Annotated in this window: 22 protein-coding genes; 12 read left to right on the top strand and 10 right to left on the bottom strand. The window is 66.6% G+C overall.

From position 1 onward, the window contains the following. Window positions 1–4: 4 nt before the first annotated feature. From AB0L58_RS05760 to AB0L58_RS05750, 3 genes are all read right to left on the bottom strand, one after another. The gene (locus AB0L58_RS05760) at window positions 5–991 is read right to left on the bottom strand and encodes a hypothetical protein (RefSeq protein WP_364381617.1); all 987 of its coding nucleotides are present in this window, start codon (window positions 989–991) and stop codon (window positions 5–7) included. Between the two features lie 551 nt (window positions 992–1,542). Continuing rightward, entirely contained in the window at window positions 1,543–2,454 is a 912-nt protein-coding gene (locus AB0L58_RS05755) for an SDR family oxidoreductase (protein ID WP_364381614.1), read from the bottom strand. Between the two features lie 36 nt (window positions 2,455–2,490). Then, a complete protein-coding gene (locus AB0L58_RS05750; RefSeq protein WP_364381611.1) occupies window positions 2,491–3,288 on the bottom strand; it encodes an SDR family oxidoreductase in 798 nt (265 codons plus the stop codon). A 181-nt stretch (window positions 3,289–3,469) separates the two neighbouring features. On the opposite strand from AB0L58_RS05750, the gene AB0L58_RS05745 reads away from it, so the two are divergent. From AB0L58_RS05745 to AB0L58_RS05730, 4 genes are read left to right on the top strand one after another with little or no spacing between them, the layout of a single operon-like run. Continuing rightward, window positions 3,470–4,243, top strand: a complete 774-nt coding sequence (locus tag AB0L58_RS05745; RefSeq protein WP_062993708.1) for an enoyl-CoA hydratase family protein — start codon at window positions 3,470–3,472, stop codon at window positions 4,241–4,243. Continuing rightward, the gene (locus AB0L58_RS05740) at window positions 4,243–5,127 is read left to right on the top strand and encodes a CoA-transferase (RefSeq protein WP_364381607.1); all 885 of its coding nucleotides are present in this window, start codon (window positions 4,243–4,245) and stop codon (window positions 5,125–5,127) included. The genes AB0L58_RS05745 and AB0L58_RS05740 overlap by 1 nt, the downstream gene beginning before the upstream one ends. After that, on the top strand, window positions 5,124–5,930 hold the full coding sequence (locus AB0L58_RS05735; protein WP_364381604.1) for a CoA-transferase: 807 nt from the start codon (window positions 5,124–5,126) through the stop codon (window positions 5,928–5,930). The genes AB0L58_RS05740 and AB0L58_RS05735 overlap by 4 nt, the downstream gene beginning before the upstream one ends. Continuing rightward, window positions 5,927–7,015, top strand: a complete 1,089-nt coding sequence (locus tag AB0L58_RS05730) for a nitronate monooxygenase (RefSeq protein ID WP_364381601.1) — start codon at window positions 5,927–5,929, stop codon at window positions 7,013–7,015. The genes AB0L58_RS05735 and AB0L58_RS05730 overlap by 4 nt, the downstream gene beginning before the upstream one ends. A gap of 85 nt (window positions 7,016–7,100) precedes the next feature. Here the strand turns inward: AB0L58_RS05730 and AB0L58_RS05725 are convergent, their stop codons facing one another. The 5 genes from AB0L58_RS05725 to AB0L58_RS05705 form a co-directional block, all read right to left on the bottom strand. Further along, the gene (locus AB0L58_RS05725; RefSeq protein WP_364381808.1) at window positions 7,101–8,252 is read right to left on the bottom strand and encodes an acetyl-CoA C-acetyltransferase; all 1,152 of its coding nucleotides are present in this window, start codon (window positions 8,250–8,252) and stop codon (window positions 7,101–7,103) included. A 119-nt stretch (window positions 8,253–8,371) separates the two neighbouring features. Beyond that, window positions 8,372–8,977, bottom strand: a complete 606-nt coding sequence (locus tag AB0L58_RS05720) for a TetR/AcrR family transcriptional regulator (protein WP_364381598.1) — start codon at window positions 8,975–8,977, stop codon at window positions 8,372–8,374. A 36-nt stretch (window positions 8,978–9,013) separates the two neighbouring features. Beyond that, window positions 9,014–9,742: a hypothetical protein gene (locus tag AB0L58_RS05715; protein ID WP_364381595.1), complete on the bottom strand. Its 729-nt coding sequence runs from the start codon at window positions 9,740–9,742 to the stop codon at window positions 9,014–9,016. 213 nt (window positions 9,743–9,955) lie between these two features. After that, entirely contained in the window at window positions 9,956–10,780 is an 825-nt protein-coding gene (locus AB0L58_RS05710) for an SDR family oxidoreductase (protein ID WP_364381805.1), read from the bottom strand. 23 nt (window positions 10,781–10,803) lie between these two features. After that, on the bottom strand, window positions 10,804–11,991 hold the full coding sequence (locus AB0L58_RS05705) for an acyl-CoA dehydrogenase family protein (RefSeq protein ID WP_364381592.1): 1,188 nt from the start codon (window positions 11,989–11,991) through the stop codon (window positions 10,804–10,806). Window positions 11,992–12,088: 97 nt separating this feature from the next. On the opposite strand from AB0L58_RS05705, the gene AB0L58_RS05700 reads away from it, so the two are divergent. From AB0L58_RS05700 to AB0L58_RS05670, 7 genes are all read left to right on the top strand, one after another. Continuing rightward, window positions 12,089–13,636, top strand: coding sequence for a FadD3 family acyl-CoA ligase (locus tag AB0L58_RS05700; protein WP_364381589.1), 1,548 nt, complete (start codon window positions 12,089–12,091; stop codon window positions 13,634–13,636). Further along, the gene (locus AB0L58_RS05695; protein WP_364381586.1) at window positions 13,636–14,538 is read left to right on the top strand and encodes an enoyl-CoA hydratase; all 903 of its coding nucleotides are present in this window, start codon (window positions 13,636–13,638) and stop codon (window positions 14,536–14,538) included. Before AB0L58_RS05700 ends, AB0L58_RS05695 begins: the two co-directional genes overlap by 1 nt. Continuing rightward, window positions 14,538–15,680, top strand: a complete 1,143-nt coding sequence (locus AB0L58_RS05690; protein ID WP_364381583.1) for an acyl-CoA dehydrogenase family protein — start codon at window positions 14,538–14,540, stop codon at window positions 15,678–15,680. The genes AB0L58_RS05695 and AB0L58_RS05690 overlap by 1 nt, the downstream gene beginning before the upstream one ends. Beyond that, window positions 15,677–16,708 carry an acyl-CoA dehydrogenase family protein gene (locus tag AB0L58_RS05685; RefSeq protein WP_364381580.1) on the top strand — a complete coding sequence of 344 codons (1,032 nt, stop codon included), beginning with the start codon at window positions 15,677–15,679 and terminating at the stop codon, window positions 16,706–16,708. The genes AB0L58_RS05690 and AB0L58_RS05685 overlap by 4 nt, the downstream gene beginning before the upstream one ends. 20 nt (window positions 16,709–16,728) lie before the next feature. Continuing rightward, window positions 16,729–17,808 (top strand): acyl-CoA dehydrogenase family protein, encoded by a 1,080-nt coding sequence (locus AB0L58_RS05680; protein ID WP_364381802.1) that lies wholly within the window; start codon window positions 16,729–16,731, stop codon window positions 17,806–17,808. A gap of 126 nt (window positions 17,809–17,934) precedes the next feature. Continuing rightward, window positions 17,935–18,384, top strand: a complete 450-nt coding sequence (locus tag AB0L58_RS05675) for a MarR family transcriptional regulator (RefSeq protein WP_364381577.1) — start codon at window positions 17,935–17,937, stop codon at window positions 18,382–18,384. 40 nt (window positions 18,385–18,424) lie between these two features. Next, on the top strand, window positions 18,425–19,177 hold the full coding sequence (locus AB0L58_RS05670) for a DUF427 domain-containing protein (RefSeq protein ID WP_364381574.1): 753 nt from the start codon (window positions 18,425–18,427) through the stop codon (window positions 19,175–19,177). A 134-nt stretch (window positions 19,178–19,311) separates the two neighbouring features. Here AB0L58_RS05670 and AB0L58_RS05665 read toward each other — a convergent pair whose 3' ends face one another. Next, window positions 19,312–20,232 carry an AraC family transcriptional regulator gene (locus AB0L58_RS05665; protein WP_364381571.1) on the bottom strand — a complete coding sequence of 307 codons (921 nt, stop codon included), beginning with the start codon at window positions 20,230–20,232 and terminating at the stop codon, window positions 19,312–19,314. A 96-nt stretch (window positions 20,233–20,328) separates the two neighbouring features. On the opposite strand from AB0L58_RS05665, the gene AB0L58_RS05660 reads away from it, so the two are divergent. Beyond that, window positions 20,329–21,390, top strand: coding sequence for a saccharopine dehydrogenase NADP-binding domain-containing protein (locus AB0L58_RS05660; RefSeq protein WP_364381568.1), 1,062 nt, complete (start codon window positions 20,329–20,331; stop codon window positions 21,388–21,390). A 299-nt stretch (window positions 21,391–21,689) separates the two neighbouring features. Here the strand turns inward: AB0L58_RS05660 and AB0L58_RS05655 are convergent, their stop codons facing one another. Next, complete coding sequence (locus AB0L58_RS05655; RefSeq protein WP_364381564.1) at window positions 21,690–24,299, bottom strand: LuxR C-terminal-related transcriptional regulator; 2,610 nt, start codon at window positions 24,297–24,299, stop codon at window positions 21,690–21,692. Window positions 24,300–24,373 lie beyond the last annotated feature (74 nt).

The raw sequence follows: 24,373 nt of genomic DNA, 5'->3' as shown, positions 1-24,373 counted from the left end.
CCCCTTACGTCCTCGGTCCGAAGAATTCGGCACGAGCGGCGTCGATGCGGGCCTGTGCGGCCGACGCGCTCTGGAAACTCACTGCACCGGAACCGGTTCCGGCCAGTGCGAGCGCGATCAAGCCGCCGACGACGCCGAGTACGTTGGGCTTCGGCAGGCCGTCGTCGGCACTGGTCGCACGGACGTCCGGATTCGGCTCGGCCGATGCCGCGGGCGGCGCAGGCAGCGATAGCACCGGTGCCTGCTCCGGAGCCGGCGCGGGCGGCCCGGCCACCGGGACCGGCGCGATCTGCGGTGCGGCCGGTGCCGGTGGTGCGGGCGGAACGATGATCGGAACGGGCGGAACGGCGGGCGCGGGCGGTGTCGGCAACGGGATCAAGAGCAGCAGCAGCGGCGAGGCGGAGCCCACCGCCGCGGAACCGACGGCCGCCGAACCCACAGCGGCGGAACCGGTTGCGGCCGAACCGACGCCCGCGGCACCGACACCGGCCGAACCGACCGCGGCAGAACCGGTAACCGCGAGTGCCGAACCTGCGGAACCGGTTGCGGCAGAACCGGTTCCGAGTATCGCCGAGCCGGCGCCGAGCGCTGCCGAGCCGGTCCCGGCGGCCGCGGAGCCGACCGCGGCGGAGCCGGTACCCAAAATGGTGGCTACCCCGGCCGAGCCGGTGCCGATGATGGTGCCGACGCCTACCGAGCCACCACCGAGAAGTGCGCCGAGCAGGCCCGTCGCGCCGAGCGCAGCCGAACCAGCCGCTGCCGAGCCGAGACCGGCGACTGGGCGCACACCAGCCGGGGCGGCGGTCGGATCGACCGGCGAACTGACATTCGACTGACCCGGAATCGTCAGCGGCATCCAGACATCGCCGTTCGAATCCGGCGTCGGACTATTCGCATCCGCACACTGCGGACAGGCGCCGCCGGGCTGTGCCGCGGCCGAAACACCTCCGAGCAGCGCAAAGCCAGCGACAGTCGCAAGTACTGCAACCACACGCGACGTGCGACCAACGGCCATGCGCCAGCCTTCCCCTCATCGATATAGCGCAGATCTTCTGCCCGGTCGCAACACCTCAGTTCCGGGACTTTGACGAACGGGAGCCCATAGTAAACCTCAGCCCAAATCCGCGCAGTGGCTCGGGCCACGCCCGGCATTCGACACGCCCGACCGGCCGTGCGCCCGTTCTCGGTCGACCGCCCAGAGCATATCTTCGGAGGTCCAGCTGTAATCCCGAACACATTTCCGCGCCGATCCCCCGACACGTACCGAGCGAAAAAGGGCAGACCAGTACGTATGTCGCTGCGCGCCGACGTGCAAAGAACGTCCCCACGGTGGAACGCGGGTCGGTCCAGTCGTCTGGCGCCGGACCCACCGGGCGACTGTATCGGCGCACGGCACGACCCGAACACGAATTGAGGGACGCGCCGACGTGACCGCACCGCACCAACGAGAAAATGGTACAGACGTACCGATTTACTTTGGGTCGGGCAATCGCCGAGCGGCCTTGACAACAGCCACTCGGCGCTACCGCGGTGATTCGGCGCTCAGGCGCCGTACACCGGCTCCGGCGGGACCGACTCGGCGATCAGATCGGCGACCACCGGGCCGAGTTCGGCCGGGTTCCAGCGGGCACCGCCATCCACGGCGGTGCCGTGCCGCCAGCCGTCGCCCAGTGCGACCTTGCCGCCCTCGACCTCGAACATTCGACCGGTAACGGCCGCGGATTGCGCACTGCCGAGCCAGACGACGATCGGCGACACATTCTCCGGCGCCATGGCGTCGAAGCCGTCCTCAGGGGCGGCCATGGTTTCGGCGAAGACGGTTTCGGTCATGCGCGTGCGGGCGGAGGGGGCGATGGCATTGACGGTGACGCCGTAGCGCGCGAATTCGGCGGCGGCGGTGAGAGTCAGCCCGGCGATACCCGCCTTGGCAGCGCCGTAATTGCTCTGGCCGACACTGCCCTGCAGGCCCGCACCGGAGCTCGTATTGATGATGCGGGCATCGACGGGGCGGCCCGCCTTGGACTCGCCCCGCCAGTACTCGATCGCATGGCGCATAGTCGCGAAGTGGCCCTTGAGATGGACCCGGACCACCGCATCCCATTCGTCCTCACCCAGGTTCACCAACATGCGGTCGCGCACGAAACCGGCATTGTTGACCAGCACATCCAGGCCGCCGAAGGTATCGATGGCCTGGTGGATGAGATTGCGGGCGCCGTTCCAGTCCGCGACATCGTCGCCATTGGCGACGGCCTCGCCGCCGAGGGCCTTGATCTCGGCGACGACCTGTTCCGCGGGCGTCTCACCGGTCGCCGCGCCGTCCAGCGCGGAGCCGAGATCATTGACGACCACCCGGGCTCCGGCGGCGGCGAAGGCCAGCGCATGCGCCCGGCCGATACCGCGGCCGGCGCCGGTGACGATGACAATGCGCCCCGCGCAGATCTGCTCGGTGTCCATAACCTGTTGTGTCCTCTTCGTTTTCGATTCGATTGTTCAGGCCTGAGCCGTCTGCTCGCCGAGATTCGCATTAGCTGCCGCGAGGAATGCCGGACGCTCGCCGCCGCCGTGCACCAACAGCGTCGCACCGCTGACGTAGGCGGCCAGGGATGAGGTCAGGAATGCCGCGCAGCGGCCGATGTCCTCGGGGCGGGCCATCCGACCGAGCGGGATGGTCGCGCCGACGGCGTCGATACCGTTTTGATCGCCGTAGTGCAGTTCGCTCAGTTCGGTGACGACCGGGCCCACGACCAGTGAATTCACCCGCACCTTCGGCGCCCATTCGACGGCGAGCGAGGAGGTCAGGCTGTCGATGCCCGCCTTGGCCGCGCCGTAGGCGGCGGTACCCGGTGACGGCCGGTGACCGCTCACGCTGGACACCATGACAATGGAGCCGCCACCCGGCTGCTGCTGCATCACCGCATTGGCGGCCTGCGAGACCAGCAGGGGCGCGAGCAGATTCAGTTCGACGATCTTGCTGTGGAAGTTCTTGCTCGCATCGGCAGCGAGGGCGAACGGGGCACCGCCCGCATTGTTGATCAGATGATCGAGGCGGCCGTGGCGCGCGACGATCGCGTCGACCAGTCCCTGCACGGCGTCGGCATCACGCACATCGCAGGGCAGATATTCGATCTCCCGGCCCTCGTATCGCACCGGCTCGTCGCCGGGGCGTCGCGCGCAGGCGACGACAGTCGCGCCCGCCGCCAGGAAGGCCCTGCTGACGCCCGCACCGACCCCGCGCACACCGCCGGTAACCAAGACGACATTGCCGGTGAGGTCTATTTCGAGTGCCACCGTGCTAACCTACCAAGCAACTGCTTGCTTTGCCAATGCGTAGCGACTGCTTGCAGGTCGCTCGAAAAGATCGGCGTAGCGACTGCTTGCAGGTCGCTCGAAAAGATCGGCGTAGCGACTGCTTGCAGGTCGCTCGAAAGAGTTGGACGTCGACACCTCGACACACACGATGGGACATGCGATGGGGATCAACCGTCACTCCGAATCAACCGGCATCACCGTGGTCACGGTCGACTATCCGCCGGTCAACGCCATACCGTCCGACGGTTGGTTCACACTCGCGGATGAGATCCGCGCGGCCGGACGCGATCCGGAAACCAAAGTGGTCGTGTTGCGCGCCGAGAACCGTGGGTTCAATGCCGGTGTCGATATCAAGGAGATGCAGCGCACCCCCGGCCATCAGGCGCTGATCGATGCGAATCACGGCTGTTTCGAGGCCTTCGCGGCCGTCTACGATTGCCCGGTGCCGGTGATCGCGGCGGTGCAGGGCTTCTGCCTCGGCGGCGGCATCGGCCTGGTCGGCAATGCCGATGTCGTAATCGCCTCGGATGACGCGACTTTCGGACTGCCCGAGGTCGATCGCGGCGCGCTCGGCGCGGCCACCCATCTGTCCCGGCTGGTGCCGCAGCATCTGATGCGCGCACTGTTCTATACCGCGAGCACCATCACCGCTCAGCAGTTGCAGCACTTCGGTTCGGTCTACCAGGTCGTCCCACGCGCCGAACTCGACGCCGCCGCGCTGGAGGTAGCCAAGAACATCGCCGCCAAGGACAGCCGGGTGATCCGGGCGGCCAAGCGGGCGCTCAATGGCATCGATGTACAGGACGTGCACCGCAGCTACCGCTACGAGCAGGGCTTCACCTTCGAACTGAATCTGGCCGGTGTCGCCGATGAGATCCGTGCGCGGTTCGACGACGATCTGGCCGCGCGCAAGGAAGAGAGCAAGGAAAACTGATGCGGGACAAGCGAATGTCGCTCGACGAGGTCGTCGGCGAACTGCGCAGCGGTATGACCATCGGCATCGGCGGCTGGGGCTCGCGGCGCAAGCCGATGGCGCTGGTGCGGGCCATCCTGCGTTCGGATATCACCGATCTGACCGTGGTCAGTTACGGCGGACCGGATCTCGGTCTGCTGTGTTCGGCTGGCAAGGTGCGCAAGGCGTATTACGGCTTCGTCTCGCTGGATTCGCCGCCGTTCTACGATCCGTGGTTCGCCAAGGCACGCACCTCCGGCGCCCTGGTCGCGCGGGAGATGGACGAGGGCATGTTGAAGTGCGGACTGGAAGCGGCGGCCGCGCGTCTGCCGTTCCTGCCGATCCGCGCCGGACTCGGATCCGATGTCGTGAATTTCTGGGATGGCGAACTGAAGACCGTCACCTCGCCGTACTCGGACGGCGACGGCCGCACCGAGACGCTGATCGCGATGCCCGCGCTGCATCTCGATGCGGCGCTCGTGCATTTGAATATCGGCGACAGACACGGCAATGCCGCCTACACGGGCGTCGATCCGTACTTCGACGATCTGTACTGCCTGGCCGCCGAACGCCGCTATGTATCGGTGGAGCGCGTGGTGGAGACCGAGGAATTGGTGAAAGCCGTTCCACTGCAGTCGTTATTGCTCAACCGAATGCTGGTCGACGGTGTGGTCGAGGCGCCCGGTGGCGCGCACTTCACGCTGGCCGCCGACAGCTACGGCCGCGACGAGAAGTTCCAGAAGCACTATGTGGAGTCGGCCAAGACGCCGGAGTCCTGGCAGCAGTTCGTCGACAAATATCTGGCGGTCTCCGAAGACGAATACCAGGCCGCCGTTCGTGAGTTCGCACAGGAGGTGCAGAAATGACAGCATCGCGAAGCGATTCCGTGAGGGGTGGCGGTCGGGCGACGGGTGGGCCCTCAGAAACTGTCACCAGGGCGGAGGTCTGCGCGCTCGCCTGCGCCGAAATCTTCAGCGGCGCCGGCGAAATAATGGCCTCGCCGATGTCGCCCATGACGATCATCGGCGCGCGGCTTGCCAAGTTGACCACCGAACCGGATCTGCTGCTCTCCGACGGCGAGGCGCTGTTTTTCGCCGACACTCCTCCATTCGGCGGTAAGGCGCCGATCGAAGGGTGGATTCCGTTCCGGAAGGTATTCGATGTGGTCGCCTCCGGTCGGCGCCATGTGGTGATGGGCGCCAATCAGCTCGATCGGTTCGGCAATCAGAATCTGTCGGCATTCGGTCCGTTGCAGCAGCCGACCCGACAGATGTTCGGGGTGCGCGGTGCGCCGGGCAACACCATGAATCACCCGACCAGCTACTGGGTTTCGCGGCATACCCGCCGGGTGTTCGTCGATCAGGTCGATATCGTCTCCGGCGTCGGCTATGACAAGGTCGATCCGGCCAATCCGGCGTACCGGTTCCATCACCTGCACCGGGTGGTCACCAATCTCGGCGTGTTCGATTTCGAGGGACCCGACCACACGATGCGGGCGCGCAGTCTGCATCCGGGTGTCACCGCCGACGAGGTCGCCGAGAACACCTCGTTCGAGATCGCCGGACTCGCCGAGGCGGGCCAGACCCGGCTGCCGACCTCGGAAGAGCTGCGGTTGATCCGGGATGTGCTCGATCCCAGGAAGGTCCGGGAATCGGAGGTGCCGTCATGACCGCGCTGCGGACACCCTTGACCGAACTGGTCGGCATCGAACATCCGATCGTGCAGACCGGGATGGGTTGGGTGGCCGGACCGAGTCTGGTGTCCGCGACCGCCGAGGCCGGCGGACTCGGGATTCTGGCCTCGGCCACCATGACATTCGCCGAACTGGAAGCCGCGATCGCGAAGACCAAGTCGCATACCGACAAGCCCTTCGGGGTGAATATCCGCGCGGACGCCACGGATGCGCCCGAACGGATCGAGCTGTTGATCCGCGAGAAGGTGGCCGTCGCGTCATTCGCCTTGGCACCGAAGCAGGAACTCATCGCCAAGCTGAAAGATGCCGGTGTGGTGGTGATTCCGTCGATCGGCGCGGCCAAGCATGCGGTGAAGGTCGCGTCCTGGGGTGCCGACGCGGTCATCGTGCAGGGTGGCGAAGGCGGTGGGCATACCGGTCCGGTGGCGACCACGCTGCTGCTGCCGTCGGTGCTGGATGCGGTCGATATCCCGGTTGTCGCCGCGGGTGGCTTCTTCGACGGACGTGGTCTGGCGGCCGCACTGGCCTATGGTGCCGCGGGGGTCGCCATGGGCACGCGCTTCCTGTTGACCAAGGAGAGCACCGTGCCCGACACGGTCAAACAGGAGTATCTGAAGCGGCAGCTGCAGGACACCGTGGTCTCGCTCAAGGTCGACGGCATGCCGCACCGGGTGCTCAATACCGAACTCGTCGATCGCCTGGAACATTCGGGGCGCTGGCGCGGTCTGGTCGCCGCCGTCTCGAATGCGGCGAAGTTCAAGGATATGACCGGCATGAAGTGGTCGACCATGGTCCGCGACGGTCTGGCCATGCGAAAGGCCAAGGACCTCAGCTGGTCTCAGGTCGTCATGGCCGCCAATACCCCGATGCTGTTGCGCGCCGGACTCGTCGAGGGCAATACCCAGGCCGGCGTACTGGCGGCAGGCCAGGTCACCGGCATTATCGACGACCTGCCCTCCTGTAAGGAACTCATCGACCGCATCGTCGCCGATGCCGTTACCCGAATCGACACCATCGCCGCGCTCACGGCGGATCGCAAGGCAACGCCGAACGCGACCTGATCGATCGGGAACACCGAAAGGCCGCCCCCTGGCATCGCTTCCAGGGGGCGGCCTTTGGTTACTCAGCCAGAGTTGACGAAGGGCTCTAGCCGAGCCGCTCGATGATGGTGGCGTTGGCGGTGCCACCGCCCTCGCAGATGGTGAGCAGGCCGTAGCGGCCGTTGCGGCGTTCCAGCTCATTGAGCAGGGTGGCGAAAAGCTTTGCGCCGGTGGCACCGAGCGGGTGACCGAGAGCGATCGCGCCGCCGTTGACGTTCACCTTCTCCGGATCGGCGCCGGTCTCCCGCAGCCAGGCGAGCACGACCGGGGCGAAGGCCTCATTGATCTCGACGACATCGATTTCGTCGATGGTCAGACCCGTCTTCTCCAGCGCCCACTTGGTGGCCGGAATCGGGCCGGTGAGCATCATGATCGGATCGGCGCCACGGGCGCTCACGTGGTGGATGCGGGCGCGCGGGCGCAATCCGTATTCCTCGACGGCCCATTCGGAGGCGAGCAGGGTAGCGCTCGCACCGTCGGAGATCTGACTGGCGACCGCGGCGGTCAGCGTGCTGCCCTCGGCGAGCACCGGCAGCGACGCCATCTTCTCCAGCGTGGTCTCGCGTGGCCCCTGGTCGATCCAGAAATCGCCGACCGGCACGATTTCGCCGTCGAAGCGACCGTTCTTGATGGCGTCACGGGCGCGCTCATGGCTGCGCAATGCCCAGCGCTCCATCTCTTCCCGGCTGATATTCCACTTGTCCGCAATCATCTGCGCACCGTTGAACTGCGAAACTTCGGCGGTGCCATAGCGATGGTCCCAGCCCTGCGCACCGACGAACGGCGCGTCGAAACCATATTCCTTGCCCGCCAACATGGCCGCCGAGATCGGAATGGCGCTCATATTCTGCACACCACCCGCGACGATCACCTCGGCGGTGCCGCTCATAATCGCCTGCGCGCCGAAATTGATGGCCTGCTGGGAGGATCCGCACTGGCGGTCGACGGTGACGCCGGGAACTTCCTCCGGATAACCGGCGGCCAGCCACATGGTGCGGCCGATATTGCCGGCCTGCGGACCAATATTGTCGACGCAGCCGACGATCACATCATCGACTGTCGCCGGATCGATCGGGTTGCGGTCCAGCAGCCCACGCAGCGCGGCCGCGCCGAGATCGGCCGGATGCACCGCGGCCAGCGCGCCATTGCGCTTGCCGACCGGCGTGCGCACCGCATCGATCACAAAGGCATCCCGCAGCGGGGCGTAGGGACGGCGAGCGGATGGTGCTGACATGTAGAACTCCTACTTGGTGTTGCCCGTCGGGCACGGGGGCGGCAGCTCGGGTAACCACGGAGGGCCCGCGACCGCCGATCTGGCTATGGCACGGTGAGGCCGTCGAGCACGATGGTCAGGTACTGCTTGGCGAGGTTCTCGACGGTGATCGAGCCGCCGGGCTCGTACCACCGCACCGCAACCCAAACGGTGTCCCGAAGGAACCGGTAGGCCAGTTCGACATCGAGTTCGGGCCGGAAGCTGCCGTCCTCGACGCCATTGCTCAATACCCGGTGCCACAGCTCGCGGAATTCGCGGTTGTAGTCCGCGATATAGGTGAACCGCTCCGAATCGCGCAGGCGCTTGGCCTCGGCCTGATAGATCGCCACCGCGGCGTGCGAGCGGTCGAAGGATTCATAGGACGCGATCACCAAGGCCTCCAAGGTATCTCGCGAACTGAGCCCGGCGGCCACGATCTCGCGGTACCGCCCGAACAGATCGTCGAGGAAGCCACGCAGAATCTCGTCGACCATCGACTCCTTGGAATCGAAGTGGTGATAGAGGCTCCCCGATAGAATCCCGGCCGCATCGGCGATATCACGCACGGTGGTCGCACGCAGTCCACGTTCGGCGAACAGTTGGGCCGCGAGTGCGAGCAATTCATTGCGCCGTGCTGATTTCGAGGCGTCTGGTGCGGTCACACGGCTCATAATACAACCAAGCATTTGCTTGGGCTAGGGTGGCTCTCAGCGCATCGAATACCGCAGCGGTGACGACACCGACAGATCCGCCAGCAGTCGGTCGCAGATGACGACCGGGGATACGCCCGCCCGTGCCATCCGCGCCACCAGCGCGAGCCTGCGCTCACAGCTGTCCCATTCGACGGTCAGCGGACCGCGATCCGGGCCCGCATCGACGGTGGCCATGACGCGCGGTGGGCCGAACGGGACCGGCTCCTCGATGAGCTCGAGGATCATGCCGCGCTGCCAGGCTCGATAGGTTTCCATATCCGCGCCGACGACGAGTTTGTCCGTCGCGGCGCACAGGCCCTGGGCGATCTCGTCGGCGAATGCCACGCGATCGAAGCGGAACTTGCGGCATTTGCGAATAACGTCGAGCAGATCCGCTCGCACCTCACACAACAGTGCCGTCTGCCGCCGATGTCTGCGGTCCCGTTCGGATCCGCTCGCGGCGGCAGTCAGCCCGATGCGGCAGGCGCGTTCGTGATCGCGCGCCATATCGGCACGCAACGCACCGCGCGGATCGCGGGCGACCTCGTTCTCGTCGATCGCGTATTGCTCGAGAATCTGAGCGGCCCGGGTCGCGGTCGCGCGCTCGGACGTGTGGTCCATGAGTTCGGCACCGAGGGTGAGCGCCGCGAGCACCATGCTGTCCAGCCTTCGCCTGGCCAGCACGACCTCGCGCACCAATTCGAGTTCCAGTTGTTCGCGGGCATCTGGGCGATCCAGCCCCATAGCCATCGCCCCTTAGGGGAGTGCGGGATTCGACCACTCCCAGCATGGCACACCCGGATATGCCGCGTCTCGGCCTTTTTTACCTGATCAGAAGCCCACTTGCCGGACCGATGGCAGAGGTCGGAAAGCGATCGCACAACTGCGCTGCGCCATTGGCAGCGCCTGCGGCGCTGGGTGTTCGCTCGGTGGAGGGCGCCGTCGCGGTCGCCTCGCTCAGGCGCGCTGACTGCTGATCGACACCACCTCGCCGGTGAGATAGGTGGTGTAGTCACTGGCCAGCATGGCGATGGTGGCGGCGACTTCCCAGGGTTCGGCGGCGCGGCCGAAGGCTTCGCGTTCGGAGAGTCGGTCGAGCAGTTCGGTGGAGCTGACCTTGTCGAGGAAGGCGTGTCGGGCAATGCTCGGAGCGACGGCATTGATCCGGACGCCGAGTTCGGCGGCCTCGACGGCGCTACAGCGGGTCAGGGCCATGACACCGGCCTTGGCGGCGGCGTAGTGGGCCTGGCCGTATTGCGCGCGCCAGCCGAGCACGCTGGCGTTATTGACGATGACACCGCCGTGGCCCGCATCGCGGAAATAGCCGAGGGCGGCGCGAGTGCAGCGGAAGGTGCCGTTGAGGGTGATGTCCAGGACGCGATCCCACTGCTCGTCGGTCATATCGACGACCGGAGTCTCACCGCCGAGTCCGGCATTGTTGACCATGATGTCGATGCGCCCCAATGCCGTTGCGGCGCCGCGGATCAGCTCGTTGACCTGTTCGGTGCGCTGTACATCGCACGCGATCGAGGCGACCCGGCGCTCCGGGAATTCCGCCTTCAGTTCGACCTCGGTTTCGGCGAGGCGCCGCTCGTGCCAGTCGGATACGACGACATCGGCGCCCTCGGCGAGCAGCCGGCGCGCGGTGGCGGAGCCGATGCCGGTGCCCGCCGCGGCAGTGATCACGGCATTGCGTCCGGTCAGCAGACCGTGCCCAGGAATGGGCTGCGGCGCAATGGAGAGCGGTCCATGCCCACCCGTCACCCGACCGCCACCCTCCATCGAATCGCTACGCGATGCGGTATTCATCGAGCCTCCCGCGGCAGGCCGAGCACGCGCTCGGCGATGATATTGCGCTGCACTTCGTTCGAGCCTCCGTAGATTGTGTCGGCGCGGGTGAACAGATATAGCCGCTGCCATTCGTTGAGATCGTGTTCATCGGCCACCAAGCCCGCGGGGCCGAGCACGGCCATGGCCAATTCGCCGAGGCCGCGATGCCAATTGGCCCACAACAGCTTCGAGACCGAGGCCTGTCCACCGTCGTCGGCGGTGCTGTCCTGCATGGTGCGCAGCGCGTGGGCGCGCAGTACGCGCAGGCCGACCCAGGCCTTGTCGATGCGATCGGCGATCAATGGGTCGTCGGCCGCGCCGGTGCGACGGGCCAATGCCTCGATATCGGCCAGTTCACGGGCGAAGCGGATCTGCTGGCCGAGGGTGGAGATGCCACGCTCGAAGGTCAGCGTGCCCATGGCGATGCGCCAACCGTCACCGGGGTCGCCGACGACCAGGTCCGCGGCGGTGCGGGCATTGTCGAAGAAGACCTCGTTGAATTCCGAGGTACCGGTCAGCTGGATGATCGGGCGGACCTCGATTCCCGGCTGATGCATGGGAACCAGCAGGTAGGACAGGCCCTTGTGTCGGGTCGAACCCTTTTCGGTGCGCGCGACGACGAAGCACCAGTCGGCGACATGGGCCAGCGAGGTCCAGATCTTCTGGCCGTTGATCGACCATTCGTCGCCGTCGAGCTGGGCACTGGTGGTGATGGCGGCCAGATCCGAGCCCGCGCCGGGCTCGGAGTAGCCCTGGCACCACAGCTCGGTCACATTCCGGACGCCCGGCAGGAACCGCTCCTTCTGCGCCTGGGTGCCGAAGGCCAATACCGTCGGACCGAGCAGTTCCTCACCGACATGGGAAACCCGCGCAGGCGCATTCGCTTTGGCGTATTCCTCATGGAAGATCACCTGCTGGCGCACCGAAGCCGCGCGCCCGCCCCACTCCTTGGGCCAGCCGAGGCAGGTCCAGCCGGCGGCGGCCAGATGCCGGTCCCAGGCGAGGCGTTCCTCGAATGCCTCGTGTTCGCGGCCGGGCCCGCCGAGTCCGCGCAACGCACGGAACTCGCCGTCGAGGTTCTCGGCCAACCACTCGCGCACTTCTGCGGAAAACCGCGCGTCCTGTGCGGCAGTGTCGGAATCTGAGGTCTGGATAGCAACCACGCCGGTAGGATAACCTACCAAGCACTTGCTTTGTTAGAGTCCGACCGCTTTTATCGAGCAAGAGCAGCAAAAGACCCCGCCGACGGTGAGGACAACCGTGACAACCCCTGCACAAACGACACCCATGGCACTGCACGATGCCGCGCGCATCTTCGGCACCGCGCCCGCCCTCGGCGACGGCGCGACGCGGCTGGACTGGGCGCAGTTGCTGACGGCGGTGCAGGAGGTGGCGCGAGCACTGATCGCTCGCGGCGTGCAGTCGGGCGATCGGGTCGCCATGTGGGCGCCGAATACCTACCACTGGGTGGTCGCCGCGCTGGGCGCCCACTACGCCGGCGCCGCCTTGGTGCCGCTGAATACCCGCTACGTCGCAGATGAGGCCGCCGACGTACTGGAGCGGGTCGAGGCCAAGGCACTGTTCATAGCCGGCACCTTCCTCGGCCGGGACCGGCTGGCCGAATTACGCGCCGCCGCACCGGAATTGCAGATCGACACAGTGGTGATCATTCCGGTCGAGTCGGATACCGCCGATCCCACCGTGCTGAACTGGTCGCAGCTGGCGGAAATAGCCGAATCCGTCCCGATGGCCGATGCCGTCAAACGCGCCGAAGCCGTTGACCCCGAGGATATTTCCGACATCCTGTTCACCTCCGGCACCACCGGACGCAGCAAGGGCACATTGGTGGCGCATCGGCAGGCGCTGTCGGTGGTGCGGGCGTGGGCCGAATGCACCACGCTGCACGGCTCCGATCGATATCTCGTGGTCAGCCCGTTCTTCCACAACTTCGGTTACAAGGCGGGCATTCTCGCGTGCCTGGTGACCGGCGCGACGATCATTCCGCAGGCGACCTTCGATGTGCCGGTGACCATGCGATTGGTCGGCGAAGAGCAGGTCACGGTACTGCCCGGACCGCCGACCATCTACCAGACGATCCTGGACTTCCCGGACCGGGACAGCTATGACCTGAGCACCTTGCGAGTGGCCGTCACCGGCGCCGCGACCGTACCGGTGGTGCTGGTCGAGCGCATGCGTTCGGAACTCGACTTCGACGTCGTCATCACCGGCTACGGACTGTCCGAGGCCGCCGGATTCGGCACCATGTGCCGCGCGGACGACGATGCCGAGACCATCGCGGGCACCTGCGGCCGACCGATCGCCGATTTCGAACTGCAACTGAGCCCGCAGGGCGAAGTGCTGCTGCGCGGCCCGAATGTCATGCTCGGCTACCTCAACGATCCGGAGAGCACCTCCGAAACCATCGATACCGAAGGCTGGCTGCACACCGGCGATATCGGCACGATCGACGAGCGCGGCTATCTGAAGATCACCGATCGACTCAAGGATATGTATATCTCCGGCGGATTCAATGTGTATCCGGCGGAGGTGGAACAGGCGCTGGCCCGGCTCGACGGGGTGGCCGAATCCGCGGTCATCGGGGTGCCGGATACCCGAATGGGCGAAGTGGGCAAGGCATTCGTGGTGCGCAAGCCCGGTGCGGCGCTCACCGAGGAGCAGGTGCGCGCGCATGCGAGCACCGTGCTCGCGAATTTCAAGGTGCCCCGCTCCATCGAATTCCGCGACCAATTGCCCTATAGCGCCGCCGGGAAAGTGCTGAAACGTGAACTACGTGAGGAGAAGTCGTAATGTCCGAGGAAGCCGGGATCCCCTACGAGGCGGACGTGGTCACGTACGAGCGGCGGGGCCGGGTCGCCATCGTGACGCTCAACCGGCCCGACTACCGCAATGCGCAGAATTCGGTGATGACCTACGCCCTCGATGCCGCCTTCGAGCGCGCGGTCGAGGATTCCGAGGTCGGCGTAATCGTGCTGGCGGGCAACGGAAAACACTTCAGCGCCGGACACGATATCGGCACTCCCGGCCGTGATCACCATGTGCGCTACCAGAACAAGGCCGCGCTCTGGTGGGATCACGTCGACAAGGTCGGCGGCGACCAGCGTTTCGCGCGCGAGGTCGAGGTATACCTCGGCATGTGCCGACGCTGGCGCGAAATCCCCAAGCCGACCATTGCCATGGTGCAGGGTGCCTGCATCGCGGGCGGGCTCATGCTGGCCTGGGTCTGTGATCTGATCATCGCCTCCGATGACGCGTTTTTCTCCGATCCCGTGGTGCGCATGGGTATTCCGGGCGTGGAGTACTTCGCGCATCCATGGGTGATGGGTCCGCGCGCGGCGAAGGAGTTCCTGTTCACCGGTGACCGCTTCGATGCGGCGCAGGCCAAGGAATGGGGCATGGTCAATCGCGTCGTACCGCGCGACCAGCTCGAGACCGAAACCCTCGCACTGGCCGAAAAGATCGCCACCATGCCGCGATTCGGGCTCGCGCTGACCAAGAAGGCGGTCAATCAGGCCGAGGATCTGATGGGCATGCGGGCGGGTATGGATTCGGTATTCGGCCTGCACCACTTCGCGCATGCGCACAATGCCGAGGTCGGCGCGGATTCGCTCGGCGGTATGAACGCCAAGTCGATGAAGGCCACCGCGACGGCGGCCGCCGAGTCGACGTCCGAGCAGAACGGGACAACGTAGTGGATCTGGATCTCGATCAGGCGACTCAGGAATTCCAGCGGGAAGTTCGCGAATTCCTCACCGCCAATAGGCCCGCCGAACCGCTGCCATCGATGGATACCAAGGCCGGGTTCGAGGCGCATCGCGAATGGGAGCGCAGGCTCGCCGAGGCACGGCTGTCGGTCGTCTCCTGGCCGCAGGAGTACGGCGGGCGCGATGCCTCGCTGCTGGAGTGGGTGCTCTTCGAGCAGGAGTACTACGCCGCGGGTGCGCCGGGGCGGGTCAGCCAGAACGGCATCTTCCTTTTGGCGCCAACACTTTTCGAGCACGGTACGCCGGAGCAGCTGGATCGGATCATGCCGCGGATGGCACGCGGCGACGATATCTGGGCGCAGGCCTGGTCCGAACCGGAGGCGGGCAGCGATCTGGCCGGTATCCGCTCGACCGCGCGGCGCACCACCGGTGGCTGGCTGTTGAGCGGTCAGAAGACCTGGAGTTCGCGAGCATCGTTCGCGGACTGGGCATTCGGGCTGTTCCGCAGCGATCCCGAGGCCGAGCGACACCGCGGACTAACCTACGTCATGTTCCCACTGTCCGCGGATGGTGTTTCGGTACGGCCGATTCCACAATTGGACGGGGAGCCCGGATTCGCGGAGATCTTCCTCGACGATGTCTTCGTGCCGGATCGCGATGTGATCGGCGCACCCGGTGACGGCTGGCGGGTCGCGATGAGCACGTCGAGCAATGAGCGCGGACTGTCGCTGCGGGCCCCCGGCCGCTTCAGCGCCACCGCGCAGCGGCTCATCGATCTGTGGCTGGATACCGGCGACCGCACAAATACCGCGCAGCGGGATGCGGTGGTGGACGCCTGGATCGGCAGCGAGGCCTACCGGCTGCATACCTTCGGCACGGTCACCCGGTTGAACGAGGGCGGCAAGCTGGGCGCGGAATCCTCGATCACCAAGGTGTTCTGGTCCGAACTGGATATCGCCATGCACGAGACCGCGCTGGAGGTGCTCGGTGGTGCGGCCGAACGGTCGGGGCCGTGGACCGACGGCTATCTGTTCTCGCTATCCGGCCCGATCTACGCCGGTACCAATGAGATCCAGCGCAATATCATCGCCGAGCGGCTGCTCGGACTACCGAGAGGGACCAGCCGATGAGATTCGCGCTCAGCCCGGAACAACTCGACTTCGGCGCCAGCCTGCGCAAGCTGCTCGACGCCGGACGGACGCCCGCCGCCGTACGCACCTGGGCCACGGGCGATCCCGAGCCCGGTCGCGCGCTCATCCGGCAGCTGGCCGGTGCCGGTGCGCTGGGTCTTGCTGTCGAGGAGCAGCACGGCGGGATCGGCGCGGAGCCGATCGATCTGGTCGTCGCATTCCAGGAGATCGGCCGGGCCGCCGCGCCCGGACCGCTGGTCGAGACGGCGGCCGCGATACCCGCACTGCTGCAGGCCCTTCCGGACACCGCACCGGCCGCACGCTGGCTGCCCGGTTTCGCGGAGGGGGCAGCGCTCGGCACGCTGGCATTCACCTCCCCCGAGCAGGGCACGGTCGCATTGGATGCCGACACCGCCGAGGTGGTGTTGATCGCCGACGGTAATCGGCTCCGCACCGGACATCGCGCGGGATCGGTGCGATCGGTCGATCCGGCGCGGCGGCTGTTCGCGGTCGAATCCGATGCCGTTGTCGCCGAGGGTGAGCAGGTACTCGAGGCCGTCGCGGCCGCGTTCGATGCCGGTGCGCTGGCCAATGCGGCGCAGCTGCTCGGTGCGGGACGGGCGCTGCTGGCCGCGGCGACCGAATATGCCAAGCAGCGCAAGCAGTTCGGTAAGCCGATCGGCGAATTCCAGGCCGTCAAGCAGAAGTTGGCCGATGTGCTGATCGGCCTGGATCTGGCCGAGCCGCTGCTCTACCGGGCGGCATTGACAATGGGGGAGGTCACCCGCGGCCGTGATGTTTCGGCGGCCGTGATCGCCTGCGGTGATGCGGCCTATCGGGCGGCGCGGGCGGCGCTGCAGGTACACGGTGCGATCGGGTACACCGCCGAATACGACCTGTCGCTGTGGTTGACCAGGGTGACCGCGCTGCGGTCGGCCTGGGGCACACCGGATCTGCATCGTTCCCGGATTGCCCGCGCGCTGCGCGACGAGGCGGTTCGGGACCGGGCCCTGCGAGGTGCGAAATGACCACATCGCGTAGCGATTCGATGCGGGGTAGCGGTCCGGCGACGGGTGGGCTGAGCACCGAACATCAGGAATTTGTCGCCTCGGTCCGAGCGCTGCTCACCAAGCACGCCGGATCCGCCGCGGTGCGCGCGGCAATGGATACCGAGCTCGGCTATGACGAGACGCTGTGGCGGCTGTTGTGCGAGCAGGTCGGCGTCGCCGCGCTCGCGATTCCAGAGGAATACGGCGGGTTCGGTGCGAGCCTGGTCGAATCCCTGTTGGTGGTAACCGAATTGGGACGCGTACTGGCCGGGGTGCCGATGCTGGGCTCGGCCGTGCTCGGTGCGCAGGCGGTGCTGCTGTCCGGTCACGACGAGGCCTGCCAGCGGCTGCTGCCCGAGGTTGCCGAAGGCACTCGCACGATCGCGGTGTGCTGGGCCGGCACCGCCGGCTGGGATCAGCCCGGTGTGCGGGCAGAGGACGGAATACTTTCCGGCACAGCGCATTACGTGCTCGACGGGTTGCACGCCGACACACTTGTCGTGGTGACTTCGGACGGCCTGTTCGAGGTCGAGTCGGGCGCCGCGGGCGTCACCCGGCGTGCCGTCTCGACCATGGATCCCACTCGCAAGCTCGCCGAAATCTCGTTCGCGGCGGTCGCGGCGCGGCGGCTCGGTTCGGCGGATCCGGCGCAAATCGCCCGCTTGCATGAGATCGCTTGGGCCGCAGTGGCTGCCGAACAGGTCGGGGCCGCGCAACGGTGTCTGGAAATGACGGTCGAGTATGCCAAGTCCCGCGTGCAGTTCGGACGGCCGATCGGCAGTTTTCAGGCGCTCAAGCACCGCATGGCGGACATGTATGTGCTGGTGGAGTCGGCTGAATCCGCATCGTATGCGGCGACGGTCGCCGTGGCGGAGCACCGTCCTTCCGCCGCGGAGGATGTCTGGGTGGCGCGGACGCACTGTTCGGAGACGTTCACGACCATCGTGGCCGAGATGGTGCAGTTACACGGCGGCATCGCCATTACCTGGGAACACGACGCGCATTTGTTCTTCAAGCGCGCACACGGTGATGCCCAGTTGTTCGGGCAACCCCGCAGGCCGCGCACGCAATCCACCTGACAGTCGCACGCCCCGGCGGAGTCCCGCTCCCCCGGGGCGCTATCGTTCGCGCAGTTCGATGGCTCGCGTGCCCGCCCTGGCATATATAGTTAGCGTATGCAATAATATTGTGTGCAGCATGCTCAGGTGGCAACAGCAGATGACATCGTGGTCAACCTTCTCGTCACCGCGGGCCGGCTGACCCGGCTGGCCGGGGTGATCAGCGGCGACGATCTGCCGCGAGCCGTGATGCGCGCACTTGCGGTGCTCGACGAACACGGCGCGGTGCGCGTCAGCGAATTCGCTCGCATCGATCGATGTTCACAGCCGGCGGCAACGGCGCTGATCGGCAAGCTCGTCGCGGATGGATACGCCTCCCGGCGCAAGGATCCGGATGATTCCCGGGCCGTCGTCGTCGAACTCACCCCGGCCGGACGCACCCGCTTGACCCGCGCCCGCGGCGCCTTCGGCGAAGCGATGGCGGCGGGGCTCGCCGGTTTCGACATCGAACGGCTGGCTCGGATGGAAAGCGATATGAAGGAGCTGCTGGACGCGCTGAAGCAGTCGGTGCCACAGCAGCTGCCCACGTCGCGGTAGCCGAATCGGCCGGCCGGATCGCGGAGTACGGTCGGAGAGTATGACCGATGAGAACCGTGGCCGGGTCAAGCTAGCGACCAGCCAGAAGCGAGTCCGGGTCTACCTCGGCGGCCAGTTGGTCGCCGATACCGTCCGGCCGGTCCTGGTCTGGGAAAGTCCGTACTACCCGACCTACTATCTGCCCGTCGCGGATCTGCACGCGAAACTGGAGCCGAACGGCACCAGCGCGCATTCTCCGAGCCGCGGCACCGCGACCGGATACGACGTGGTCGTCGACGGCACCACCGCGGCCGGAGCCGCGGTGCGCTATCACGACTCCCCGTTCACCGAACTGAACGACCTGGTCCGCCTGGACTGGAACGCCATGGACGAATGGTTCGAAGAGGACGAGCCCGTCTACGTCCACCCGCGCGATCCCTACACCCGCGTCGATATCCTGGCCAGCTCCCGCCATATCCGGGTTGAAATCGACGGCACCACCATCGCCGACTCGCACTCACCCCGCATCCTCTTCGAAACCGGCCTCCCCGCACGGTATTACCTCCCCATGACCGATGTGCGCCTGGATCTACTGAAACCGTCCGAGACCCACACCAGCTGCCCCTACAAAGGCACCGCCGAATACTGGACTGTCCACATCGACGGCAAGGAATACCCGGACATTGTCTGGGGCTACCGCACCCCGCACCCGGAGAGCCAGAAGATCGCGGGCCTGGCCTGCTTCTACAACGAGAAGGTCGACATCTACCTCGACGGCGAACTCCAGGACCGCCCCAAAACCCCCTTCAGCTGAACCCCCAGCCGCACCGGCCCGCGGCCGGCTGGGCACCCTTTGTGTGAGCCGGGCACCCCGTGTGTGGGGTGCCCAGCTCCGACACAGGGTGCCCGGTTCCGTACCGGACCTATCGGTGCTGGGGTCGAGTGGGGTTAGACGGCGATCAGTGGGGGGTGGTCGGCGGCGCGGCGGTATTGGCCCGGGGGTTGACCGTATTCGCGTTTGAAGGCCTTGGCGAAGGCGAATTCGGAGGTGTAGCCGACCTTTCGGGCGACGGTGCCGAGTGGGCTATCGGTGTCGCGGAGTAGGCGGGCAGCGGTGAGCATGCGCCAGCGGGTGACGTAGGCCAGGGGTGGTTCGCCGACGGTGGCGGTGAAGCGGCGGGCCAGGGTGGCGCGGGAGACGCCCGCGATATCGCTGAGGTCGGGGACCGTCCAGGGACGGGCGGGTTCCTCATGTACAGCACGCAGTGCTGCCGCCACCGCGGGATCGGCGAAGGCACCCGCCCAACCGGTGGCGGGTTCGCCGACGGCCTGCTCATCGAACCAGGCACGCAGGATGAACAGCAGCAGCGTCTCCAGGATGGCGGGGACGGCGGCATCGCTGCCCTGTTTCGGTTCCGCGACTTCGGCGGCGAGCAGGTCCACGGCGGCACGCAAGGACGGGTGCCGACCGGGACGTGCTGGGAGATGGATGAATTCGGGGAGTTCGTCGAGCAGCGGGTGGCTGCGCTGCCTGCCCAGTTCGTATGCGCCGCAGAGCAGCGCCGTGCGGGCGCCGGGTCCGGTGATCTCGCGCGGCTCCCCCGGCTGTGCCTTCTCGGTGACCGGGCTGTCGAGGCGGTCGAGCAGATCGTGGTCGGCGCCACGCGGCATGAACAAGACGTCGCCGACTCCGAGGGCGATCGGTTCGCCGCCGGTCGGCACCACCAGGCACGACCCCTGCAGCACCACATGGAAACCCGCGCCGGGAACGACCGGATAGGCGCGGCCCCACGGTGCGTGCCGGATGAACAGGCCGGAGGTCGGGTTGCCGGTGCGGATGGCGGCGATGGTTTCGCTGAGGATATCCACATATTCACCATACCTCTCGAATCGTGAGCGTTTCAGGCATCAAACTGCGGCAATCAGCCATTTTTTTACTCATGATCCAGCCATAGCATCTTATTCATGACAACGACGAAGATTGCCGTCTACGGCGCGACCGGCCACACCGGCAGCTACCTGCTCACCGAGCTGCATCGACGCGGGATTACCCCGATCCTGGTGGGTCGCAGTACATCTCGGATGCGGGCGGCGGCCGTAGCCGCGGGCGTGCCGGATGCCGAGATCCGAGTCGCGGCACTCACCGACCACGACGCACTGGTGGCCGCATTCGAAGGCGCGGACGTCGTCATCAGCAGCCTCTCCGCGTATGTGGACAATGGCGAGCCGGTGCTCGCGGCAGCCATCGCGGCCGGGGCGCATTACACGGATCTGTCCGGCGAACAGCTTTTCCTGAAGCGGGTTTTCGACGAATACGGCGCGCAAGCCGAGGCCGCGGGCGTGACGGTGATCCCCGGCGTCACCGATAACAATGTGGCGGGCGATCTGCTCGCCCACCTCAGCGCGCGCCGACTGACCGGGCCGGTCGAGATCGTGCTCAGCCACCTGAGCAAAAGCGGCGGCAACGGTTCCAAGGGCAGCGCGAAAACGGTGTTCGCCAGCCTCGACTGGTTCCGCAGCGGCGGCTGGCACTTCCAGGACGGCGAACTGCGCACCGGCCCCACGGCACGTCATGCCGAGATGACATTCCCGGGTCACACCGCGCCCACCGCCGTGGCGAAATTCCCACAGCCACCGGTGCTCACGATCCCCAGACACACCGATGTGTCCTGTGTGGCAGGCGTGCTGGACACCGCCATCCTCGACCTGCTCGGTTCGTTCACCGAGGAGATCATCGAATCGCTCCCCGACGATCCGAGCTCCGACCTCCGCTACGACGTAGTCGTGGATGCCTATGACGCCAACGGACATTCGGCGCGCGGCGTCGTGAGCGGGGTCGATTCCTATCGCGATTCAGCTCTGGCAGCGATAGAAATCGCACTCCGACTGGCGAAGGGAACCACCGAACCCGGCACCTTGTCGGTAGCCGAAGCCTTCGATGCCGAAGAACTCCTCGATGCCCTCGCCCGCTTCGACATCACCTGGCACATCACCGATCAACATCGCCATCCCGCTCCGACCGACTGAACTACGCCCGCCCTGCTTCGACCCGAAGGAGCGCGCGGCAGGCCCTCGGATTCGGCCGCGGCGCAACGCGGGTGTGCTCGTACCGCCACAGGCCGGGGCGAGAAGGTTCGCGGCGGCCGCGGATTCGAGGAGACGGCGGCGGTACCCACGCATTCATGCGTGGATGCGACATCAGTCCTGAGACCATGGCACCGACGTCGGCGCGGCGGTCCCCCACGCGTTCATGCGCGGATGCGACATCAGCCGCCGAGACCATGGCACCGACGAGCTCATGTCCTCGCGGATAAGTCCGCGACGGATCAACTGGCCCCGTCGGAGGAGTCACCGCGCATCAGCGCGCCGAGGGACTCGCGGTCGGTGACATCCATCTTGATGCAGGCGCGGTAGAGGTGGCCTTCGACCGTACGGACCGAGACGGTGAGGCGGTCGGCGATCTGGCGGTTGGACAGGCCTGCCGCAACAAGATTCGCGATTTCACGTTCGCGGGCGGTCAGCGGCAGGGGCTGGGCCGCCTGGCGCAAAGCGGGCGTGCTCGCACCGCCGCAGGCCGCGGCGAGACGGTTCGCGGTCGCCGCGGATTCGAGGAGACGGCGGCGGTCACCGGCGCGTTCATGGGCGGATGCCGCCTGGGCGGCGGCATCGGCTGCCGAGAGCATGGCGCCGATGCGCTCGAATTCGGCTGCGGCCGCGTCGAGACCGGGTCCGTCGTGGGCGGCGAGTGCCACCGCGTGGCGGGCCTGGACCTGCACCAGACGGCCGTCGACCCTGGCCGCCAGATCGGCGAGTCGACCTGCCACGGAATGGTCGCCGAAGCGGGCCGCCGCGTGCAGCGCCATGGCCTCGATGGCGTGCTGATGTGCGCGCGCCGCCGCGTCGGCGGCACCCATGGCAAGTCGGATGGCGGGAGTGACGGTGCCCTCCGCGGCGGCCGCGCAGGCGCGCGCGACCTCCAACTGCGGGTCGTAGACCGCGCTGTGTCTGCCTCCGCGCGCGACCGCCTCGGCAATGGATTCGGCCGCCTCCGCGGCCCGACCGAGTGCCGAATACGCCTCGGCCAGCCGGATTCGCGCCGGAATGTGCCATGCGGCGGCACCCTCGGCGGTGAGCGCGGCCAATGCCTGTTCGAGATGTTCGATCCCGTCCAGGAAGCGCCCCTGTGCCACGTCGACGGTGCCCTGCAAGATCTTCGACATGCCCCACGCCAGATACTGGCCCGGCGCGGAGTAGCCGAAATACCCTGAGGCGCAACGGCGTGCGGCCTCGAGATCACCCGTACAGATCAGTGCGAGGACTTCGGCGTGGGTCGAGATGAACCGGTTGAGCCCGTCGATATGCGACTCCACCTGATGCCCGCGGGCCGCGTACTGGCGCGCCGCCTCACCCTTACCCATCAGCGCCAGCGCCAAGCCGCCGCCGAAGGCTGCCCACCAAATCGCCCACGGTGGCGCGCCTTCGGTCTCCATCACCGCCTCGGCCCCGGAAAACGCGTCATCGAGGCGATTTTCATTGACAGCACACGCCGAAGCCAATCCATCGAAGGTCGCGATGATCTTCGGATGATGCACCTTGTTCCGCAGCATCGTGAGCACCTCGTCGGCGCGCTCGGCATCGCCCATGGCCCAGAACAGATTCGACACCCGGGTAGTGCCCCAGCGGGCCAGCTGCACCTCGTTCATCTGATCCGGATCGAAGCTGGCCAGGGTGCGTTCGGCTTCGATGCGATGGCCCTGCCACAGTAACGCCCGAGCCAGCAGATCCGCGGCCTCCACCCCGCCGCGACGTTCCACCGCGGCCCGAGCGAACCGCTCGCCGAGCGGCAGATTGGCCAGTCCGATCGCATCCGCGGCGGCGGCCTCGAAGAGTTCGAGGTCGGCGGATTTGTCACTGTCCAAAGCCAATTCGGCCAGCCGGATGCGGTCCGGCGCGGAATTGACCGGCCGTTCCCTGAGCGAGGAGTACAGCCGCCCGCGCAGCCGCCGGGCCGAGGCGATGCCGAGCCTGCGCCGGATGACCTCACCGAACAGCGGATGGTTGTAGCGCACGGTCAGCTGGTGGGTGTTCTCGACAACCCTGATGAGACCTCGGGTTTCGGCGGCCTCCACGGCCTCCTCGCCCGCCAGTTCGGCAAGTACGTCGAGATCGATGGGTTCGCAGAAGGTGAGCAGTTCGAGCACCCGCAGCACCGGCTCGGGCAGCTGCTCGACCCGATCCTCCAGTAGCGCAGCCAATTCCGAGGTAACTGCCGCCCGACCGCGCAACTGCCAGACGCCGTTCACTTGCCGCAGCGCACCCGCCTCCTGCGCGCCCTCCACCAAATGCCGAAGGAACAGGGCGTTTCCGCCGGAGGACTCCCACATCAGGTTGGCCGTGAAGCCTTCCAACTGCCCGCCGAGCATCGACTCCACCAGATCGACGCTCTGCCGCTGCGTGAACGGAGTGAGATCGATCCGCAGCAGATGGCCGTCTTTCCATAACGAGGTGACCGCGTCGGGCACCTGCACCCCGCTGCGCACGGTCGCGACGATATGCGCGGCCTTGTCGATGGCCAGCTGCAACAGCAGTGTGGCCGAGAGTTGGTCGAGCAGATGCGCGTCGTCGACACCGATGATCGCGTGCCCGTCGGCGAGCAGCGCCTCGCGGGCGGCGGACATGAATGTCACTGGATCGTGCGCCGTATAAACGCCGACCATATGGGCGAATACGCCCAAGGGGATGCTGCGGGCCGATTCCGTGCCCGCCACCCACCGGATATTGCCGCCTACCGCGGCCGTCGCCTGTCTCGCCAGCGTCGTCTTCCCGACTCCGGCGTCGCCCGTCAATACCGCACCGACATATTCAGTTCCGGTGAGTGCCGCGCGGATCGCTTCGAACTCGGTCTCGCGCTCGATCATCGGCCAGTTCCGAGCCATAGCTCTTACTTTAGTTCGTCACGGATCATGATCGACGACAACGAACGATGAACGGCCGCACCGGCTCAGCTGTT

This window comes from Nocardia sp. NPDC052112 (genome assembly GCF_040680135.1).
Taxonomy (GTDB): domain Bacteria; phylum Actinomycetota; class Actinomycetes; order Mycobacteriales; family Mycobacteriaceae; genus Nocardia.
This window is presented reverse-complemented; position numbering and strand designations above follow the sequence as displayed.